The following is a 15,081-nucleotide window of genomic DNA, read 5'->3' as shown; positions in this document are numbered from 1 at the left end:
GATTTGAATCTATCGAAGAATTTCTTTTTCTTCTCGCCTTTAGTTTTATCGTTGTCTTCCTCTGCTGAATCATCTTCTTCAGTTTCTTCGTTGTCTTTTGTATCTTCTTCCTCATCTTCTGATTCATCTGTTTCCTCATCAGATTCAGAATCATCGTCATCTTCTTTTGACTTAGATTTTTTTGATGCTTTTTTATCTTGTTCATCGTTCTCTTCATCTTCGTCATCTTCTGAGTCTTCATCATCATCTGACTCTTCTTCATCAGATTTATGCGATTTGAATCTATCGAAGAATTTCTTTTTCTTCTTACCTTTAGGCTTATCGTTGTCTTCCTCTGTTGAATCATCTTCTTTAGCTTCTTCGTTGTCTTCTGTATCTTCTACTTCCTCTGTTTCAGATTCATCAGTGTCATTTTCATCGTTGTCTTGATCGTTTTGATTTTCTTCATTTTCTCGATCATCTTCACCTTGGACTAATACTGTTGTGTTTTCTTCTTTGTCTTCATCTTCTTGAATGTCGTGCGATTTTTCTTCGTCGGGTGCTTTTTTTTTGAAAGGATTGTTAGGGGAAGGTGTTAAGCTGCTTATTTTTTTCTTAGTTGTATGACCAAATTCTTTGGCAGTCCCTTTTAATACAATTTTACTTAATTCTTTTACGATTTTCTTACGGCTCTTAGGAGCCGTAAGATAACCGAAAGAAGCCCCTACTAATCCGCCAGCTATGGTTTTGGTTAAGTTGATTTCACGCTTTTGATTCTTTTTTTGTTTTTTTCTAGATTTTTTACTCATCCTTATCCTCTCCATCTAATTGCTTATCGGATGCCTTTTTGGTTGAAGCATTTTTAGCTGTAGACTTCTCTGTTGAAGGTGCTTCATTTTGTTCGTTGAGTTTATTTTCTAAAGCTTCAACTTTCTTTTGTAGTTCTTTGTTTTCAGCTTCAGCATCTTGTTGTTCTGCAATTTTCATGTCTGTAGCTCTAGATGTGAGATACGGATCTGTTTCCCACCAATCTAAGCCCATTTCTTTAGCCTTATCAACTGAAGCTACGATTAAACGAATTTTGATGGTCAATAATTCGACATCTGCGATGCCGACTCTGATATCTCCGGCGATTACGACACCTTTATCTAATACTTTCTCTAATACATCTACTAAGTTACTAGAACCGTTTGAAGCAGGAGGCAGTTGTTCATTTGCCATAACTTATTCTCACTCCCTTAATCAAATTCATAACGAACTGTTACATAAGTCTTCCTAAAGGACCTAAGTCGATGTTTAAATCTTCATCGTCTAGTCCAAATACGTCCTTCAGTTCTTCCATTTTTTCTTCTAAATCCATTAAGGCAACACCTAACTCTTCGATTTGTTCGTCAGTCAGTGTTCCGCCTTCTACACGTCTGATGGCATGGCGTTCTACAATTTGTCTCAATAACTCAATTACTGTCATTACTAATTGTGCTAATCCATCTTCTGCATTATCTTGGCCTAAGTTGATACGTGAGCTATTATTATTCATCTGTGGCATCTAGAAGTTCCCTCCTTTGTTCATCAAATGCTTCGGAAGTAATATCATGTCGACGATTGCCCATAGAAGACTGTACTAATGTTTCTACTGAAGAAATCAAAACACGTAAGTCTAAATAGACTAAGTCTATATTGGCAATCGAAATGATTAAATCTCCTCTGATCGCAACACCTTTATCGAGAATGACATCTAAAATATCAATGAGACCGACTTCTTTGTTTTCTATAGTTTCTCTTGTCGACGGCATCTCTATCCACCTCCATATTAGTTAAAGCTAGAAAAATGGTAGGCAGGCCAAGGTCCAGCGACTTCTATATGCCATCCTTCTTCTGGTAATTCATTTTTAGTGTCATCAATGACTTCAAGAAAATCATTTACCTTTTCATTAGGTACAAGATAGACACTGTTATATACCATTTCTTCTTCTAAACCTGTTACATCTCTGCCCCAATTCTTTTTAATTGAGAAATCAACAGCTAATGCTTTGAGGTTTTGATGTAAGTCTTCGCTGACTCGGTCTTTTTCATTTTCTAACTCTTTATCAACGATGCTGTCAATTTTCTTTTCCGCAAAGAAACGACGGCCGCGTGGCAAGTCTTTGATTTCTTCACGTTTTTCTTCAACAGCTTTGTTATTTTTGCTGACTTCTTTGCGAAGTTTCTTATCGTTTGTATAAATTTTAACTGTCCATTCTTCTTTATCTTCTAGGAAATTGAAAGTGGCAGTAATTTTTTCGCTATAACCTTGAATTGTTGACTTCAAACTGTCTTTTGTTTTGTAAATCGTACAGAACTTCAATGGAACTAAAGTAAAGTTTTGATAAAGTGTTTCAATCGTTTCATGATGATGAACAGCTTTCTTCTGTAGCCATTCCATATCATTATCGATTTTATCTTCGATTACTTCTTCTGAATATTCATTCCCATCTAAATCACATACAATTGCTGTGATTTTATCATCAACAGGAACTGTATATAAGCTGCCTTCACCATCAAAACCAGTTAGGGAAGGAAGGTCTTGGTTTTCTAGTTCCGCTTCTGGAACAAGTGCATATAAATATAACAAGTTTTCCATTCGCTATTCATCTTCCTTTTGTTGTATCATTGCTTCTGCTTCATCAATTTCTTTTTGTTTAGCAGTTTCATAACGTGCTAATAATTGTTCTTCTTTTTCTTTGTATTCGTCTTCTGGTATCTCACCTAGTTCTTCTTGCATTTGTAATTGAATTAATTTCTTTTCAATTGTCGGAAGGTCATAAAGTTCTTTGTCTGCTTCATCTTTGACTTGTTCTGCAATTTTTTTCAATAACTTAAGTGAGCCATATACTATCATTTTATGATCCCTCGATATTAAGACGGATATTCACAAAGTTGTAAGCGGCCCATGGACCTGTGTACTTGAACTCTACTTTGTCTTCCCATTTTTCATAGAGTTTATTTACTAAATCATCAAAGGCTTGGTCATTTTCTTCATCAACTAAAAATGCTGCATTTAGTAGCATTTTCTCGCTCTGAGGTTCATTCGATTTAGCAGATGCACTCAACTCTGCGAGCGGTTCATAAATATCCGCTTCTATTTTATTAGATAATTGCTTGAAAACATCTTGTGTCGCAGAACCCAGTTGAATACGTTCATAGTAGCCTGCATCTTCGGATTTGCTGCGTACTGATTTTGCCATTTCCTGTAATTTAGGGTCGTCATTCACTACTGATTCTAACCACTCTTGTTTGCCAATGACTTTTAGTCCTAATTCAAATTTTCCTTTGATTTCAGGGAATAACGTTTCAAATTGCGGATACAATTTTTCAAGTAAAGCTTTAACATCATCTTTAGACTTAAATACGTTACCGAAACTGATTGGAATCACTGCATCTTTTTCTTTCATGACAGTTGCCACAACATTTTGGTGCATCATTAAATTATCTTTCTTCGGTGCATAAATCTTCATCGGAACTTCTGCAGCAACAATAGCTGCATCTTTATATCTGATTGTGAACAACTCACGATCTTCACCTTCTACTTCAACAGTTCCGAAATCGTCATTTTGATCTGTCTGTGTTCCACAAAATATATAAATCTCTGTTTCTTCTTGTGCCATAAGCTTATCTCCTTTGAGTACCTAGTATTAGTGTCCTTTAATTAAAGCGTTTATTAATTAACTACCGTCTACTTTACTTCTGTAACGAATACCTTCACGTTTAAATGAAGTGACTTCGCCATCTTTATCTAATACAACGCTATACGTGCCAAGCATTTCATCTTTCGCGTAACGTTTCATATATTCTTTCTCTTCAATCACTTCAACTGTCGCAGTCCAACCTGATTCATCGCCTTCACGTTCTTCGATTGAAGTAATTTTGAAAGGCGGTGCTACATTTTCATTGAAGAATTCTCTAATTTTACTCATAAGTTCTTTGATCGTCATAATTATCCTCCATCAATCTTATATAGTAAGAGATGACGACAACATTCCGTCGCCGCCTCCCTTTTAATTTAAAAATTAAACACTATATTTTGATTTTTTCTTGTCGTCTGCTTCTTTTGTTTCTGCTTCTTCTGGTTCACTTTGTTGAGAAATTTGTTGCTGTTGGTTCGTATCTCCTGAAAGTTGTTCTTGTTGTTGGCCTGGTAAGCCTTCTTCTTCAACTTCATCACGCAGTAAGCCTACAGCTTCTGCATATCTTAACCAAGTATCTACGCTGGCAATTACGATTCTTGCTTCGATAGTTAAGATTTCGATACCTACTACTGAAACTCTGACGTAAGCATCAATAACGATACCTTTATCTAAAATTCGGTCAATTACCTCTGCTAAACTAGACGTATCTGCACTTCTTTGTACTGAACTCATAATGTTCAATCCCCTCTCAAATTGATATTGTTTTCATTCGTTAAACTTTTAATGTTTCTTTTAGTTGTCAATCAATGTTGATTTATTATCTTCTACTCCCTTAATGTCTGAGGCATGTTTAATGTCGTTGTAGCTTTTAATGTTAGAAATACCTTTGATGTTTTGAACACTTTTGATGTCTTGAACACCTTTGATTTTTTTCTTGCTGTTGCCGGACTCATCTTTGTTGATTTTTTCTTGGAATGCTTCCCCAGCTTCTTTGACTTGTCCTAATTTATCACGTGTCTTTAACAGGGCGCCTTGCATTTTGTCTGTTGCTTTATCTGCAACTTCAGGCACAACTTCTTGGTTTTTCTCTTTCACTTGTTGTAATTTGTCTGCTGCTTGATCTGCTTTATCTTGAACGCCTTCTGTTATTTTCTCTTCCATCATCTCGTGTGCTTTATCTTTTAATTTATCTTTTGCTTTATCTTCAATTTCGTCAGGAGTCTTTTCAATTGCTTTTTTTGCCACTGCACCAGCAGCTTTTTTCACCATTTTATTAGGCATTGTAGACCTCCTTTAAATTGATATTTTCTTTTTTGATAGAAACCACCTTTGACTTATCAATAAATAAAATAAATAAAGATGTCTAAGATGTTTTTCTGTACATTCTTATCGTTTGATTCAAAGGATGTCTGAATACCTTTAAATTATTTATTGTTTTTAGTTGAATATTCGACTTAGTTGTAAAATCTATTTTCTTTCATGTTAATTACAGTACCACTTTGAATTTCAACTCAAACACAATTACAACTTTTGAAACATTCTCTTAATCTACATTACAATCATTGTATTGACGTTTAACATCTTGAGGTTTTGAAAGTGCTTGTATTACTAGTTAAAAAAAGGTGCCAGTTTTTTACCTGTGCACCTTTTCGATCGAACGTTTAATCAAAGTTTATTTTTTACGGAAAAGAGATTTCTTACGTTTTTTCGATGTTGTATATTGATCTAATTTATCTTCTAAAAATTGTAAACGTTGTTGCAATGTTTCATTTTCGGATTTCAATAACTGAAACTGTTTCTTATTTGGTTTCTTTTTACGTTTTTTACCTTTAGTATTTTTACTGAATAACCCAGCATTTTTCTTACCTTTTTTGCCTTTTTTCTTCTTATCATCACCAAAGATAGAGTCTTTTAAATCAGAAGCTTTATCTTTTAATGATGCATTTGAAGCATTCTTTTTAGTATAAAGTGCTTTTTTATCTTGCTTAGGTTTTAAGACATAACCAAGACCTGCACCGACTGCTCCCCCAGCCACTGTGCGGTATACGGGACTAGATGTCCATTTTTTCTTCTTAGGTTGTAACTTTTTAGTTTTTTCTGTCTGGTTTTTAATTTGTTTACTCATACTGTTTTCCCTCTACTTTCTTAATGTTTTTACAGTAATTCTTCAAAGCGATCTTCTAAACGACTGATAGCTTCTTTAAGCTGTTCATTTTCTTCTAATAACGCTTCGTAATATTCTTCTTCATCTAACTCTTCTTCTTCTTCATCATCGTAAGCATCGTCTTCATCTTCTACGTATGCTTCTTCAAACTCTTCATCATCTTCATAATATTCTTCGTCTTCGTCCTCTTCATCGGGCTTTTGAAAAAAATCGCGGGTTTTATTTTCAATATTCATCGCGATGTAGGCTTTAATATTTTCTTCAGTAATTTCATAAACATCTGAAGCAATATTTTGGAATAACTCTGATTCTTTTACACGGTGAATCATGTTTTGAGTGCCCTCTCGTCTATAGAACCAGCCGAAAGTTGCGCCGAACACACCGCCTACAATAGCATCAGCGACATGAATATTTTTATTGCCCTTGTTTTTCTTCTTTTTAATATTTACGCCCTTTTTATACCTGCTCACGATAACACCCCTCTCTCTTTAATTGGTATTATTGTTTTTACCCTCAACTCTAATTTACAAACAAATCATTTTCGTATTCATTTATACTTTTTAGGTAAAACGTATTTTGTATTTTATTTTTATCGATTGAGAATTAGCCTGTAAGATAAAAACTATTTACCAATAAAATCCTCTCCAACGTTCGCTTTAAACATTTAAACTTCATCAATGCGAATAGATTAAATAGCTGATTCGTAAGACGTATTAAATTCTAGGTGTTACCCTAATATAAATTTCTGCTACAGTTCAAATATTTCGAGATACAAAAAAGCACTTGGTTTAGCTTGGGCTCATTCCCAAAATCTAAAGCAAGTGCTTAGTAAAACATAGATTCAATTTTAAAATCAATCAATAGTTTCTAGTGCATAGTGTTCAATCACTTCAATTAAATGAGGATGCGCTTTTTTAAGTTCCGCTTGATCAAACATTTCAAAATGCTCAAACATGAAACCTGGTTGGCACATACATCCAACCAGCGCATAGCCTTTTTCATCTTTAATCGAAGAAGCAAAAATTGTACCTGCAGGCACAACATGTTGTAGCACTTCACCCTTTGTTATATCGGGTCCAAGGTCTACCGCTTCATATTGACCATTAGGATAAATCATATGCACTGTTAAAGTATTACCATAGTGATAATACCAAATTTCATCTGCATCTATACAATGAAAATGTGAGATATTATCATCTGTTAATAAAAAGTAAATACTCGTATAAGCTGGACGTGCTTGTCCTTCTTCTTGGCGTTCAGCTTTAATAATTTCTTTATAATAGCCGCCTTCTGGATGCGGTAATAAATCTAATTGGCGCACCCATTCCGATACAGAATGTTCCATTACTTAATCCAAGTCCACGTTATGATAAACGTTTTGAACATCTTCTAAATCTTCTAACGCATCGATTAAGCCTTCTAAAGTTGCTTTATCTTCATCTGATAATTGGATGTCATTTTGAGGTAACATTTCAAATTCAGCAACTTCGAATTCTTCAACGCCGCTTTCTTTTAAAGCTTCTTGTACTTGTGCAAATTGATCTGGTTCAGCATAAACGATAGTTAAATCACCGTCTTCGACAACATCTCGCACATCTAAATCTTTTTCCATTAAAACTTCTAAGATTTCATCTGCAGATTTGCCTTCAAATGCGAAAGTACCTGTATGTGTGAACATATATGATACTGAACCTGATACACCCATGTTACCGCCATTTTTACCGAAAGCAGCACGTACATCTGATGCAGTACGGTTAACATTATTAGTCAATGCATCAACAATCAGCATTGAACCGCTAGGACCAAACCCTTCATAACGTAATTCATCGTAGTTTTCATCATCATTACCTTTTGCTTTGTCAATCGCACGGTCGATGATGTTTTTCGGTACATTATACGTTTTTGCACGTTCAAGCACTAAACGTAATGCTTGGTTCGATTCTGGATCAGGTTCACCAGATTTCGCAGCTACATAAATTTCTTTACCGAATTTCGCATAAATACGACTTGTATTTTTATCTTTTTGGGCTTTTTTCTCTTTGATGTTATTCCATTTACGTCCCATACTTCCATCTCGCTTTCGCTCTCAATTTTTAACATCAACTATTATACATGATTTCACGCTTAATATATAGTTATTGAAAACCAAGTTCCCCTTTTGTGCATAATTACTTTGATTTCTCATAAAAAAACAGCCCAAAACTGGGCTGTTCATCCACAATATTATATCTCTCTAGTATGGGGTGTTCAGATGTATTATCAACCTAAGAACTTATCAATGTCTTTAAGCATTTGATCAAGTTTTTCTATGTTTTTATCATCCATATAAATATAAACCTTACGTTCGTCAGACTCAGAACGGACTTTGCTGACACGGTCTTGATTGACTAGTTTACGAATGGATGCCAAAACTTTAGTTCGGCTAATTTCAAATGAATCTGTTGCAATCTTTAAAAAGGGCTGCATTAACATCTTTTCTTCGGTGCAATTCTCATGAACACAATTAAGTATTACAAAGTCATTCATGTTGATTTTATATGTTTCTTCAATGAAACGTGTCAAATCCATAAATTTTTTGTATTCATTGAGCAATTTCTCTAAGTTACTTTTTTTCAAAGTATACGCCTCCAGATTTTATATCGATATAATACATTAAGTATGAATATTAAAACTCTAAAAGTCTTTAGTGTTTCCCCACATTGTCTTTGCAATTTTCCTAAGTACGACAAATTGAATTGTATAAAATACAATTACCTTTTATAAACTTCAATCTATTCCGTTGTTTTATATAAAGAAATCAATTGCAATGAATTATATTCAACATCAACACTCAATGTGCCATTGTTAAAGTTGTGTTCAAATACATCAAACTTTGGATTATTGGCGTTTTTTATCTTACGTTTTAAATCTTTTGGCCATTTAAATGTAGGCATGATATTGGGTGAAATAATCTCCTTGATATTACCGTGTTTATAATCTGTTACTTCACGTGTTACCAAATAATTGTCTCTTAAACTTTTATCTTTAAAACCGATATAGAAACGATGACAACTTTGGTTACCTTCATGTATTTCATTTTCAATAATACGCCAGTCATAGACAATAATACTGTAATGTTCATCCCCACGTGTCATGAGACAAGCATCATCTTCATAGAAATAAAACGTCTCAAATCCAGACAGCTGTCTATATAAAAAGTACAATGTGGTTTTGAAACCATTTGTATCAAAAAGAAATGCGATATTCGTATCAGTACGTTGATATAAATCCACGCCGATTCCAGATAAAATACTATAAAAGCGCATAAACATATACATCATTAATGGTGTGCTATCTAAGAGACTCATATCTTCATTCAATAATTTTCTATTCGGAACATTAAGCAGTATATATTTACGTTCTTCTAAATGAACCTGTTTCATAACTGACTGCAGCGTATTCAAATTGGCTAGTTGTTTCATCGGCATTTTTTTATAAGATTTTTCCAAATAAGGATGTTTTAACTTTTCATTATCAATAAAGAAATAATCAAAATTCACTCGTTTAATTGGGAGTTCTAATGCTTTAAATTTTTCAGGATCATTAAACAATTTAGTGACATCTAGGTTGAAATTAACATTAAACCCAATTTCTTTAATTCTCATTTTTTGTATATAGATGTCTTTCAACGATTGATTCTGCAAACTAAATGTTATCGAAATCTTAGATGTATCCTTTTTAAGATCTGCATAGGCTTGATGATCTGTAAATGCACGTGACTGTAATAATTCATGTTTCACATAATCAATATCTTCTTTTGATTCAAGTTCAAAAGCTACTCTCGCATTGCTTTGATAGATAGTATCAAGCATAGCAACTAGTTCACTCGTGCTAAAATGTTGATGAATCGTTGGTATACTTGGATGGATTAAGAACATCACTTCATCATCGAAATCAAAGATTTCTTGATGCCTGTGATAAACCATCACTTCCTTCAATTCTTCAAGCGTGCGAATTTGAATCGTCATCACAAACGGACGTGTAGGAGAATAGATGGGATTATTATTATCTACATAAATAATGTTCTCTTTATCTTCTGTCCAGTTCTTCAGTATGTCTTTGATTTTCTTTAAATATACTTTTTTACCTTGTTCACTGACTTCAGAATCTTGATCCTTTACTAAATAACAAAGGTCTTTACTCAGCTTAGATTTATGTCTGTAGTCATTAGGCGTGGTATCTAAATGACGTTTAAATTTCCGATAATAACCACTGAAATTACTGAAACCTACTTCTTCAGAGATATCCAAAATTTTTCGGTCAGTCGTTACTAACATTTCTATAGAAAGTCCAATTCGTAATGTTTCAATATAATTTCTGAAACCCATATTAAATATTTTATAAAAGGAAGAAGAGAGTGTTGTCGGAGAAATATAAACTTCTTTAGCTACTGTCTCTAAAGTCAGTTTCTCTCCAATATGTTCGTTGATATAATCTACGATTTTCTTTTCTCTATAATCTAGCGATGCAATTAACTGGTGTGACGTATGTTTGATTTCAACACTCGCCTCTTCAATTAAAATGTCGCATATCTCACTAATACATTTTTTAATCAGTTCTTCTGTTAAGGTTTCTTCAAGATACTTTTCCAATAAGATCAACATTGCTTTTTCAATTTTACTGTTCGACTGAACCATTTGAATATTAAAGCAATAATTAAAAAAAGCGAAATCCTTCTCAAGGAACCAATCACTCGCAACATAAACCATCATCATCTTTTTGTTTTTCGAAACTTGAAAAACTTCATTATGGTTGATGAGACAAACCGTGTTATTTACTGTTTCAACTTGAGCGGACCTTTGGATTTCTGCTGTATCGTTTACTGGCCAAAGTAATAACACTCCATCATAACAACGATTGGCTGGCAAATTTTCAGCTGCGTATAAATCGATAATACTACTTCTCATTTATATAACCTTTAATAAAATAAGCTGTTTTAAGTCGTAATGATACATCTCTCTTTATTTTATTCCTTCCTGTAATTTCTCTAGGACTATACTCTACAAATTTAGCACACAACGCAATTAGACACAAATTTTAAAATTTAATAGTATTTTTATGTTGTTTCAAATTACGTAACGTATGATTATATCGCACTATTCTTATCAATGATAACTAGATTGTATAATATAATGAAGGACTGGAACATTGTTTTTCTTTGTTCCAGTCCTATTCTTGATGATATTAATCTCTAAAACGATTAGCTAAACTTAAGATATTAATAATAATATTCAATAAGTTCACAAATAAATTAAAGCCCATTTCACTTGGTGCAAATTGTCCTCGTTTCAATCTGTTAAAGTCATACAATGTATACAGCAAGAATAAACCAACTGCTACAACATTGATTACAGTATAAAAAATCGGGTTTTGCACAAAGAAACCAATTAAAGTGGCCACAATTAACGCGATTAATACTACAAATAGATATTTGCCGATACTTGATGCATTCTGCACGAAAAAGTATCCAATGACACCAAACGCAATAAAGGCACCTACTGCAAGTGCTACGTTTTTATAAAATAACTCTGGACCCAAATTCTGCATGTATGTCGTAAATGCAGCATAAGCTAATAACCCAATTGCTACAGCATATATATTAGAAATTAAAAAGCCGAATTTACGTGATCGATTCACAAATAACGAAATCAAAATTAATACCGTCAAACCGATAGAGAGTGGTCTTCTCCAAGCATCAGGCAGATACTGGCCAAAATATGTACCAATACCAAAAATAATCCAAAAGTACATAAAGTAAAGCCAAACCTTCGCATAAGCACTCGATTTAGAGGTAGTATGTGTTGCGTTTACCAAGTTGTTCAACTCCTTCATTGAAACTATTTGTTAATTATTATTTCATAGAGTGTATTCTGATTTCCACTTTCTGATTTAGCAATTATAAATCTTCAAAGCGCTTTAATGTATTGTCATTTTTCATTACAAACATTACATTAGTATTGTCAAAATCCAAATTTTTCTTCAATAAACCCTATATTGTCTAGTGTTTTCTGAATTTTAGACAATTCAGGTTTTATTAAAAATTATTACAAGCACGTAACAACCGACAAATCACCGCATATTTTTGATAAGATGTGGAAGTATAGAAATAATGATTGATATTCGTATTACATAGTAAGTATAAAACGAATGTATAATTACTGAACCAAACTTATTAGAGGAGGAATCTCATTTGAAAAAGTTAGCAGTTACATTTTCAGTTGCAACAGGTGCAGCCTTAGCGCTTACTCAACAAGATGCTGATGCATCGACACAGCATACAGTACAAGCTGGTGAATCACTTTGGTCTATTGCACAAGAATACGGCACTTCTATCGAAAGCATTAAACAAGATAACAATTTATCGAATAATATGGTATTCCCTGGCCAAGTCATTACAGTAAATGGCAGCAGTCAAAGTTCAAATACAGGGGCGACTGTTAACATTTCTGGTGGCACACATACAGTGCAAGCTGGTGAATCATTAAATATCATTGCTAATCAATACGGTACATCTGCTGAGGCAATCATGTCAGCTAACGGCTTAAATGGTTATTTAATTCACCCTGGCCAACAATTAAAAATTTCTGGCGCAGCTGGTGGTTCAGGCGGTACTCCTACAGCTACACCTGCAACGAACCAATCACCGACATTTAATCATGCTAACTTATATGACTGGGGACAATGTACTTGGCATGTATTCAATCGTCGTGCTGAAACAGGCCAACCAATCAGTACATACTGGTGGAACGCAGATCATTGGGCAAACAATGCACAAGCTGACGGTTACACAGTAAACAACACACCTGCAGCTGGTTCAATTATGCAAAACTATGAAGGACCAATCGGTCATGTTGCATATGTAGAACAAGTGAATGGTGATGGCAGCATTTTAATTTCTGAAATGAACTACAATACACCTCCAGGCATTGTCGACTACCGTACAATTCCTGCTTCAATGGCTTCTAGCTATAACTACATTCATTAATAATCTAAAAAGACGATGACGCATCGTCTTTTTATTTTGGCTTAAATTTGGAAACCAATAGATGATGTAACATGCTAATCAAACTGAGCGCCTCAATAGCTTTTATATAGTTCTAAGCCCGATTTATCGCAAAAAAGCGGATCATTTTCAAAATCAGAAAATGATCCGCTTTCTATTTAATGTTCTCTATGTTTATGTCTCAATGATTGAGAATGATTATAAGAAAATATTCATAATCCAGTAAATCATTGCTGCGACGAATGCTGAAATTGGTAATGTAATTACCCAAGTCACAATCATACGTTGCGCTGTATTCCATTTAACGCCTTTGATGCGGTTAGATGCCCCTACACCAAGGATAGATGAAGATACAACGTGTGTTGTTGATAATGGGAAATGTAAAGAAGATGCGACGAAAATTGTTAATGCTGAAGATAAATCTGCAGCAGCCCCGTTAGCTGGGCGAATCTTCATAATGTTACCGCCGACAGTTTTGATGATTTTCCAACCACCTACTGCTGTACCTAGACCCATAGCGGCAGCACAGGCTACTTTAACCCATAATTGCGGTTCAACATTGTTACCATCTTGTAAGTTCGCAACAATTAAAGCTAGTGTAATGATACCCATTGATTTTTGCGCATCGTTTGTACCATGTGAGAATGATTGTAATGATGCTGTGAAAATCTGGAATATTCTAAAGTTGCGGTTAGCTTTTGTTAAATTCGCATTTTTAAATACGACTTTAACAATACTATACATAATGAAACCTACACAAAAGGCAATCAATGGCGATACAATCAGCACAATAATAATTTTAGTGAAGCCTTGGAAATGCAACACTGAAAATGAACCTTGAGATGCAACCGCTGCACCTGCAATCGAACCGATTAAGGCATGTGATGAAGAACTTGGAATACCGAAGTACCATGTTAACAAGTTCCAGAATATCGCTGCGAAAATAGCCGCTAATACCACGACTAATCCATTTTGCAATTTAAATGGATCCACAATGTCTTTCGTAATTGTCCCTGCTACACCTGTAAATGTTAATGCACCGATAAAGTTCATAATCGCTGCTAAAAAGATTGCGCGTTTTGGTGTCAGTGCTCTTGTCGACACTGCAGTAGCTACCGCATTCGCTGTATCGTGGAAACCATTAATAAAGTCGAACACCAATGAAAAAATAACGATAGCTACAGTGATAATTATAATATAATCCATTTTATATTACTCCTTAGCTATTTTTCATGATAATTGTTTCGAAATTATTTGCGACTGCTTGGCATTTATCTGCAATGTTTTCTAAGCTTTCATATATGTCTTTAATTTTAATCAATGTGATTGGATCTGTTTCACTATTGAAGATATGTTTAATTGATTGTCTTAAAATACCGTCACAATTTGTTTCAAACTCTTTAATATTAATTGAATGAATACGCATGTGAGAAAGTTTCTTTTCTACTAATAAGCCGATAGCTAATTTCATTTCAGCTACTGCTTTTTGAATATTATCTACAAATTCAGCCATGTATTCATCTGAATACTCGATTGAATACATTTCGAACATTGCTGATGTTTCTTCCATTGCGTCTAAAACATCATCAATAGCGTTACATAAAGATAAAATATCCTCACGCTCGATTGGGGTAATGAACGTTTGGTTCAAGTCTGAGATTACTTGGTGCATTAATTCGTCACCGTGTGACTCATACGTTTTGATATTATCAGAATAAGCTTTTAAATCTAGGTGTGTGTTAAAGTCCATTTTCCCGAACTCAATTGCTGCGCGATCTAAATTGAATACCATTTCCTCCAATTTAACCATGAACTTATCCTTTTTCTTGTTAAACATTGAAAATCCTCCATTTTCAGCGATTGCTTCCCAATCACATTTCATAAATTTGAACTCAAAAGTATATAATTGTAAAAAGTAATCGTGTGATACTTTTGAAACTAATATGTATACCATCTTCACACTAGCTTCAAATAAATTTTACCTTCCTAAAAAGAAAATAGCACAAAATTTACAACACTACAATTCTATTTACAAAATCTTAACAATTGAACATAATTGTAATGTCCGATTACTTCGCTAAGTTTTCAAAATTTCCACAATCCTAAGCGAAAAGTAAATACTTCCTCTCTAAAAATTTTTACCTAACTTCACCATTCTTACACATTCCAATCCAAAAAAATACTCCGAAAACTCATTATTTCAAGTTTTCGAAGTAAGTTTACTATTCTAT

Annotated in this window: 18 protein-coding genes and 2 pseudogenes; 1 reads left to right on the top strand and 19 read right to left on the bottom strand. The window is 33.9% G+C overall.

Annotation, left to right across the window (positions count from 1 at the left end):
* The 17 genes and pseudogenes from HMPREF2937_RS10230 to HMPREF2937_RS10150 all read right to left on the bottom strand — a co-directional run.
* Window positions 1-788, bottom strand: a pseudogene (locus HMPREF2937_RS10230) (YtxH domain-containing protein); the annotation flags it as partial.
* 97 nt (window positions 789-885) lie between these two features.
* Window positions 886-1,200 (bottom strand): annotated as a pseudogene (locus tag HMPREF2937_RS10225) (gas vesicle protein); the annotation flags it as partial.
* Between the two features lie 40 nt (window positions 1,201-1,240).
* A complete protein-coding gene (locus tag HMPREF2937_RS10220) occupies window positions 1,241-1,525 on the bottom strand; it encodes a gas vesicle protein K (RefSeq protein ID WP_002481458.1) in 285 nt (94 codons plus the stop codon).
* Window positions 1,509-1,772: a gas vesicle protein gene (locus HMPREF2937_RS10215; RefSeq protein WP_002481457.1), complete on the bottom strand. Its 264-nt coding sequence runs from the start codon at window positions 1,770-1,772 to the stop codon at window positions 1,509-1,511. The genes HMPREF2937_RS10220 and HMPREF2937_RS10215 overlap by 17 nt, the downstream gene beginning before the upstream one ends.
* A 17-nt stretch (window positions 1,773-1,789) precedes the next feature.
* The gene (locus HMPREF2937_RS10210) at window positions 1,790-2,599 is read right to left on the bottom strand and encodes a GvpL/GvpF family gas vesicle protein (RefSeq protein ID WP_002481456.1); all 810 of its coding nucleotides are present in this window, start codon (window positions 2,597-2,599) and stop codon (window positions 1,790-1,792) included.
* 3 nt (window positions 2,600-2,602) lie between these two features.
* The gene (locus HMPREF2937_RS10205; protein WP_002481455.1) at window positions 2,603-2,857 is read right to left on the bottom strand and encodes a gas vesicle protein GvpG; all 255 of its coding nucleotides are present in this window, start codon (window positions 2,855-2,857) and stop codon (window positions 2,603-2,605) included.
* 1 nt (window position 2,858) lies between these two features.
* Window positions 2,859-3,623, bottom strand: coding sequence for a GvpL/GvpF family gas vesicle protein (locus HMPREF2937_RS10200; RefSeq protein ID WP_070864507.1), 765 nt, complete (start codon window positions 3,621-3,623; stop codon window positions 2,859-2,861).
* Between the two features lie 57 nt (window positions 3,624-3,680).
* Window positions 3,681-3,950: a gas vesicle protein GvpO gene (gene gvpO, locus HMPREF2937_RS10195; protein WP_002481453.1), complete on the bottom strand. Its 270-nt coding sequence runs from the start codon at window positions 3,948-3,950 to the stop codon at window positions 3,681-3,683.
* A 75-nt stretch (window positions 3,951-4,025) separates the two neighbouring features.
* On the bottom strand, window positions 4,026-4,376 hold the full coding sequence (gene gvpJ, locus HMPREF2937_RS14085) for a gas vesicle protein GvpJ (RefSeq protein ID WP_002481452.1): 351 nt from the start codon (window positions 4,374-4,376) through the stop codon (window positions 4,026-4,028).
* Window positions 4,377-4,436: 60 nt separating this feature from the next.
* The gene (gene gvpQ, locus HMPREF2937_RS10185) at window positions 4,437-4,925 is read right to left on the bottom strand and encodes a gas vesicle protein GvpQ (protein ID WP_070864506.1); all 489 of its coding nucleotides are present in this window, start codon (window positions 4,923-4,925) and stop codon (window positions 4,437-4,439) included.
* A 391-nt stretch (window positions 4,926-5,316) separates the two neighbouring features.
* Window positions 5,317-5,769: a hypothetical protein gene (locus tag HMPREF2937_RS10180; RefSeq protein ID WP_057510176.1), complete on the bottom strand. Its 453-nt coding sequence runs from the start codon at window positions 5,767-5,769 to the stop codon at window positions 5,317-5,319.
* Window positions 5,770-5,798: 29 nt separating this feature from the next.
* Window positions 5,799-6,278, bottom strand: a complete 480-nt coding sequence (locus HMPREF2937_RS10175) for a hypothetical protein (RefSeq protein WP_070864505.1) — start codon at window positions 6,276-6,278, stop codon at window positions 5,799-5,801.
* Between the two features lie 383 nt (window positions 6,279-6,661).
* On the bottom strand, window positions 6,662-7,153 hold the full coding sequence (locus tag HMPREF2937_RS10170) for a cupin domain-containing protein (protein ID WP_070864504.1): 492 nt from the start codon (window positions 7,151-7,153) through the stop codon (window positions 6,662-6,664).
* A 3-nt stretch (window positions 7,154-7,156) separates the two neighbouring features.
* Complete coding sequence (locus HMPREF2937_RS10165) at window positions 7,157-7,873, bottom strand: YebC/PmpR family DNA-binding transcriptional regulator (protein ID WP_002481447.1); 717 nt, start codon at window positions 7,871-7,873, stop codon at window positions 7,157-7,159.
* 194 nt (window positions 7,874-8,067) lie between these two features.
* Window positions 8,068-8,424 (bottom strand): transcriptional regulator, SarA/Rot family, encoded by a 357-nt coding sequence (locus tag HMPREF2937_RS10160; RefSeq protein ID WP_002481446.1) that lies wholly within the window; start codon window positions 8,422-8,424, stop codon window positions 8,068-8,070.
* Window positions 8,425-8,579: 155 nt separating this feature from the next.
* Window positions 8,580-10,754 carry a helix-turn-helix domain-containing protein gene (locus HMPREF2937_RS10155; RefSeq protein WP_070864503.1) on the bottom strand — a complete coding sequence of 725 codons (2,175 nt, stop codon included), beginning with the start codon at window positions 10,752-10,754 and terminating at the stop codon, window positions 8,580-8,582.
* 277 nt (window positions 10,755-11,031) lie between these two features.
* Window positions 11,032-11,679 carry a Bax inhibitor-1/YccA family protein gene (locus tag HMPREF2937_RS10150; RefSeq protein ID WP_070626168.1) on the bottom strand — a complete coding sequence of 216 codons (648 nt, stop codon included), beginning with the start codon at window positions 11,677-11,679 and terminating at the stop codon, window positions 11,032-11,034.
* A gap of 358 nt (window positions 11,680-12,037) precedes the next feature.
* On the opposite strand from HMPREF2937_RS10150, the gene HMPREF2937_RS10145 reads away from it, so the two are divergent.
* Window positions 12,038-12,832, top strand: a complete 795-nt coding sequence (locus HMPREF2937_RS10145; protein ID WP_061054879.1) for a CHAP domain-containing protein — start codon at window positions 12,038-12,040, stop codon at window positions 12,830-12,832.
* Between the two features lie 216 nt (window positions 12,833-13,048).
* Here the strand turns inward: HMPREF2937_RS10145 and HMPREF2937_RS10140 are convergent, their stop codons facing one another.
* On the bottom strand, window positions 13,049-14,056 hold the full coding sequence (locus HMPREF2937_RS10140) for an inorganic phosphate transporter (RefSeq protein WP_002481442.1): 1,008 nt from the start codon (window positions 14,054-14,056) through the stop codon (window positions 13,049-13,051).
* Window positions 14,057-14,069: 13 nt separating this feature from the next.
* A complete protein-coding gene (locus HMPREF2937_RS10135) occupies window positions 14,070-14,687 on the bottom strand; it encodes a DUF47 domain-containing protein (RefSeq protein ID WP_002481441.1) in 618 nt (205 codons plus the stop codon).
* Window positions 14,688-15,081 lie beyond the last annotated feature (394 nt).

The organism is Staphylococcus sp. HMSC061G12 (assembly GCF_001838465.1).
GTDB classification, from domain to species: domain Bacteria; phylum Bacillota; class Bacilli; order Staphylococcales; family Staphylococcaceae; genus Staphylococcus; species Staphylococcus simulans.
The sequence above is the reverse complement of the archived record's forward strand: the minus strand, read 5'-3'. Positions and strand labels throughout refer to the sequence as shown.